Genomic DNA, 4759 nt, shown 5'->3' on the forward strand with positions numbered 1-4759 from the left:
GTCGGGCGGGGGGTCGGCGGGGCCGGAATATTCGTTGGCGCCCGGCCGGGGCGCTCACCTAAAATCTCCGCTCTTGCCCGCCTCCGTTCACGGAGTGCTGCCGCCCGGACGGAAACCGGTCGGCTCTCTCACCCACCCACAGGTAGGTCCTCCGGAGGCACCCCCTTGTCCACGCCCGTCGACGACCCCCTGGACCCGCTCTCCCGAGAGCGCTCCCACCTCGCCGGCTCCCGCGCCGCCCTGCGCGCCATGCGGGAGGACGTCGAGTCCCTCGACATCAGCGACGTCACCGCGAACTGGGTCAACGCCGAAGTCCTCGCCCGCCAGATCGACGAGCGCATCAAGGCACTGGCCGACCTCAGCGACACCCCGCTGTTCTTCGGCCGGCTCGACTATCTGCACGCTCCCGGCGCCGAAGGGGCGGAGGGCGCGCAGGGCGAGCGCTTCTATATCGGGCGCCGGCATGTGCACGACGCCGAGGGCGACCCGATGGTCATCGACTGGCGGGCGCCGGTGTCCCAGCCGTTCTACCGGGCGTCCAAGAACGCCCCGATGGACATCGCGCTGCGCCGACGCTTCGGCTACACCGGCGGCGACCTCACGGCGTACGAGGACGAGCACCTCTCCGATCCCGCGGAGGCGGCCCGGACCAGCAAGCTGCTCCAGCAGGAGATCGAGCGTCCGCGCGTGGGCCCGATGCGCGACATCGTGGCGACGATCCAGCCCGAGCAGGACGAGATCGTACGGTCGGGGCTCGGCGGCACGGTGTGCGTGCAGGGCGGGCCGGGCACGGGGAAGACGGCCGTCGGGCTGCACCGGGTGGCCTATCTCCTCTACGCCCACCGCGAGCGGCTCGCCCGCACCGGGACCCTCGTCATCGGGCCGAACAAGTCCTTCCTGCACTACATCGAGCAAGTGCTCCCGGCGCTCGGTGAGTTGACGGTCCGCCAGGCGACGGTGGACGACCTGGTGGCGCACGTGGAGGTGCGCGGGACGGACGACGCGGCGGCAGCGGTCATCAAGGGCGACGCGAGGATGGCGGAGGTGCTGCGGCGCGCGGTCTACTCGCACGTGACGATGCCGACGGAGCCGGTGGTCGTCGTGCGCGGATCACGGCGGTGGCGCGTCCCGGCGTACGAACTCGAAGAGATCGTCCGTGAGTTGCTGGCCCGCGACATCCGGTACGGCGCCGCCCGCGAGGCGCTTCCGCAGCGCATCGCGCATGCCGTGCTGGTGCAGATGGAGCGGTCGGGGGAGGCGCCGGACGACCGGGTGCAGGACGCGGTGGCCCGCAACAGTGCGGTGAAGACGGCCGTCAAGGAGATCTGGCCGCCGGTCGACCCGGCGAAGCTGGTGCTGCGTCTGCTCGCTGACGCCGGCTTCCTGGCCGAACACGCGGCCGGGGTGCTCGACGAGGACGAGCGCAAGACGATCCTGTGGGCGAAGCCGGCGCGGTCGGTGAAGGCGGCGAAGTGGTCGGCGGCGGACGCGGTGCTGATCGACGAGGTGTGCGACCTCGTCTCCCGGACGCCCTCCCTCGGCCATGTCGTCCTCGACGAGGCGCAGGATCTGTCGCCGATGCAGTACCGGGCGGTGGGGCGGCGCTGTACGACCGGTTCGGCGACGGTTCTCGGTGACCTGGCGCAGGGGACGACGCCGTGGGCGACGCGGAGTTGGGACGAGGCGCTGGCCCATCTCGGCAAGTCGGAGGGCGTCATCGAGGAGCTGACGGCCGGGTTCCGTGTCCCGACGGACGTCATCGCCTACGCCTCGCGTCTCCTCCCGCACATCGCACCCGGGCTGACTCCGGTGGCGTCGATCCGTGAGAATCCCGGGCTCTTCGAGGTCCGTACGGTGTCGGGGGCGGGCGGAGTCGTCGATGCGTGCGGGGAGTTGCTGCGGTGGGAGGGGTCGATCGGGCTGATCGCCGCGGATGCGCGGGTTCCGGTGCTTGCGGAGGCGCTCTCGGCGGCGGGCCTCACGTATCTGGCCCCCGGCGAGGAGACGACCCGGCAGACCCGCCTGACCCTGGTGCCGGCGTCGCTCGCGAAGGGTCTGGAGTACGACTACGTGGTCCTGGACGAGCCCCAGGCGGTGGTGGACGGCGAGCCGGACGAACGGACGGGGTTGCGGCGGTTGTATGTCGCCCTGACGAGGGCGGTGTCGGGGTTGATCGTGGTGCATGGGGGGCCGTTGCCGGGGCAGTTGGGGTGACGGTGACGACGTCCGTGCCGGGTCCCGTGCCGGGCTGCGGGGTCTCGTGCCGGGCTGCGGGTAGTCGGGGGCTGGTCGCGCAGTTCCCCGCGCCCCTGAGGGGGGGTGCAGCTCGCGTGCGTTGCGACGGGCCGTCGGCATTCGGGGCCGCGAGCGGGTGCCGGTCGTCGGTGGCTGGTCGCGCAGTTCCCCGCGCCCCTGAGGGGGGTGCAGCTCGCGTGCGTTGCGACGGGCCGTCGGCATTCAGGGCCGCGAGCGGGTGCCGGTCGTCGGGGGCTGGTCGCGCAGTTCCCCGCGCCCCTGAGGGGGTGCAGGCGCCCGCGCCCACCCGTGCTGGTGCCACGGGTAGGCGCGAGGGTACTCCCGCCCGCCAGTGCCGGGGCCACGGGTGGGCGCGGGGGCACTCCCGGTCGGGCTACGCGTCCAGCGCGGAGCGCCACTCCGTCACCGCTGCCGCGGACACCGGTCCGTCCCAGCCCTGCGGTCGTGCCGCCCCGCCGATGTGGAACGCGTCGATCCCGGCCGCTCGCAGCCCCGGGACGTGATCGAGGCGCAAGCCGCCGCCCACCAGGATCCGCTGCTCGTACCCGGGCTCCCCACCCCGCGCCGCCTCGGCGAGCAGGACGGGGAGACCGTCGTCGACGCCGGCCGCCGAACCGGCCGTGAGGTACGTGTCCAGGCCCGGCATCCCGTCCAGCTGCTTGCGCAGCGCGTTACGGTCCGCGGCCCGGTCGATGGCACGGTGGAAGGTCCACCGGCACCCGTCCAGCGCACTCACCACCCGCTCGACCGTCTCGACGTCCACCCCGCCCTCGGCATCGAGGAACCCGAGCACGAACTCCTCCGCGCCGGCGTCCCGCATCGAGCGTGCCGTCCGCACCACCCGCTCGACGTCCCCCACCGCGAACCCGTCCGCCAGCCGCAGCATCACGCGCAGGTCGATGTCGACGGCGGCCCGGATCCCGGCGAAGGTCTCGACCGGCGGGGTCAGCCCGTCGGCCGCTATGTCGGTGACCAGTTCGAGCCGGTCCGCACCTCCGGCCTGGGCGGCGACCGCGTCCTCGACCCCGAGGGCGATCACCTCCAGGACTGCACGCTTGCTCATGGGACCCCATTCCTCGGCATTCGACGGCGACTGGACGCCTACAGGTCTAGTCCAATCCAAGCCTACGCCTGCCCGCCGAAGATGTTCAGCTCCCCCACAGCCGTACGAGGGTGGCGGCGTCCCCGATGTCGCGCCCCGGGGGACGCGGGCGACCGGATCGCCCAGGCGACGGACGACATGCCCGGGAGAACGCGTGCCGCGCACGTCACAATGACGCCATGGCCGATCCCCATGCCCTCGAAGCCCTCCGCGCCCGCTTCGCCCGAGCCCTGAACGCGGCCCGCTCCCCGGCGACCTCGCCCGACCCTGCGCCGTACGCCGACAACCTCCTCACCCGCTGGCAGGAACCGCAGCGCCACTACCACACGCTCACCCACCTCACCGTGGTCCTGGACCGCGTCGACGAACTGGCCGGCCACGCCGACGACCCGGACGTCGTACGCCTCGCCGCCTGGTTCCACGACGCCGTCTACCTCCCCGACCGCTCGGAGAACGAGGAGCGCTCCGCACGGCTCGCCGAGCGCGCGCTCCCCGAGGCCGGCGTTCCCGCGGAGCGCACCGCCGAGGTCGCCCGGCTGGTCCGCCTCACCGTCACCCACGACCCGGCGCCGGACGACCGCGACGGCCAGGTCCTGTGCGACGCCGACCTCGCGATCCTCGCCGCCCCGCCCTCCGCGTACGCCGCCTACACGGCCGCCGTCCGCGAGGAGTACCACTTCGTCCCCAGCGACGCCTTCCGCGCGGGACGCGCCGCGATCCTGCGCCAACTCCTGGATCTGCCGGGCCTGTTCCGCACTCCGCACGGCAGGAAGGAGTGGGAGGCCACCGCCCGTTACAACCTCGCCGCCGAGCTGGAAATGCTGTCGCTCTGACCGACCCGGGCCCGTAGCCTGCCGCACATGCGACACATGGGCGGGGAACGCGTGACCGAGGCCGTGGCGAGCTGCGTGGCACTACTGCGCGCGGCGGCGGACCGGGACTGGGAGGCCGTGAAGGCCGGGCGGCTGGAGTGGAGTTGCCACCGGACGGCGTTCCACATCGCCGAGGACCTCATCGCCTACGCCGGCCAGCTCGCGGGCCGCGCCCAGGACGCCTACGTCCCCTTCGAGATCACCCTCGACGACGGCACCGACAACGCGGGCCTGCTCCAGGTCATCGAGACGACCGGCGCCCTGTTCGCCGCCACGCTCCGCACCACGCCCCGCGAGGTCCGCGCCTTCCACCCGTACCCCTTCCGCAGCGCGAACCGCGAGGGCTTCGCCGCGATGGGGATCGCCGAGGTGCTGCTGCACACGCACGACATCGCCGAGGGCCTGGGGCTGAGCTACGAACCGCCCGCCGAACTGCCCCGGTTCGTCCTCACGACGATCTTCCCGCACATCCGCCCGGGCCCCGACCACTGGGGCACCCTCCTGTGGGCCACCGGCCGCGCCGAGCTCC

At 73.1% G+C, this 4759-nt stretch carries 3 protein-coding genes and 1 pseudogene; 3 read left to right on the top strand and 1 reads right to left on the bottom strand.

All coding sequences use genetic code 11. The features are described 5' to 3' along the window. The first annotated feature begins 165 nt into the window (after nt 1-165). Nucleotides 166-2214: a HelD family protein gene (locus tag EAO75_RS40190; protein ID WP_147999982.1), complete on the top strand. Its 2049-nt coding sequence runs from the start codon at nt 166-168 to the stop codon at nt 2212-2214. Nucleotides 2215-2629: 415 nt separating this feature from the next. Here EAO75_RS40190 and EAO75_RS40195 read toward each other — a convergent pair whose 3' ends face one another. Next, nucleotides 2630-3319 (bottom strand): copper homeostasis protein CutC, encoded by a 690-nt coding sequence (locus tag EAO75_RS40195; protein ID WP_147999983.1) that lies wholly within the window; start codon nt 3317-3319, stop codon nt 2630-2632. Nucleotides 3320-3537: 218 nt separating this feature from the next. Here EAO75_RS40195 and EAO75_RS40200 point away from each other — a divergent pair, with 218 nt between their 5' ends. Both EAO75_RS40200 and EAO75_RS40205 read left to right on the top strand, forming a co-directional pair. Continuing rightward, nucleotides 3538-4191 (top strand): hypothetical protein, encoded by a 654-nt coding sequence (locus EAO75_RS40200; RefSeq protein WP_147999984.1) that lies wholly within the window; start codon nt 3538-3540, stop codon nt 4189-4191. A 27-nt stretch (nt 4192-4218) separates the two neighbouring features. Next, nucleotides 4219-4759 (top strand): annotated as a pseudogene (locus tag EAO75_RS40205) (GNAT family N-acetyltransferase); the annotation flags it as partial.

It is taken from the genome of Streptomyces sp. UW30, from assembly GCF_008042075.1.
Classification (GTDB): domain Bacteria; phylum Actinomycetota; class Actinomycetes; order Streptomycetales; family Streptomycetaceae; genus Streptomyces.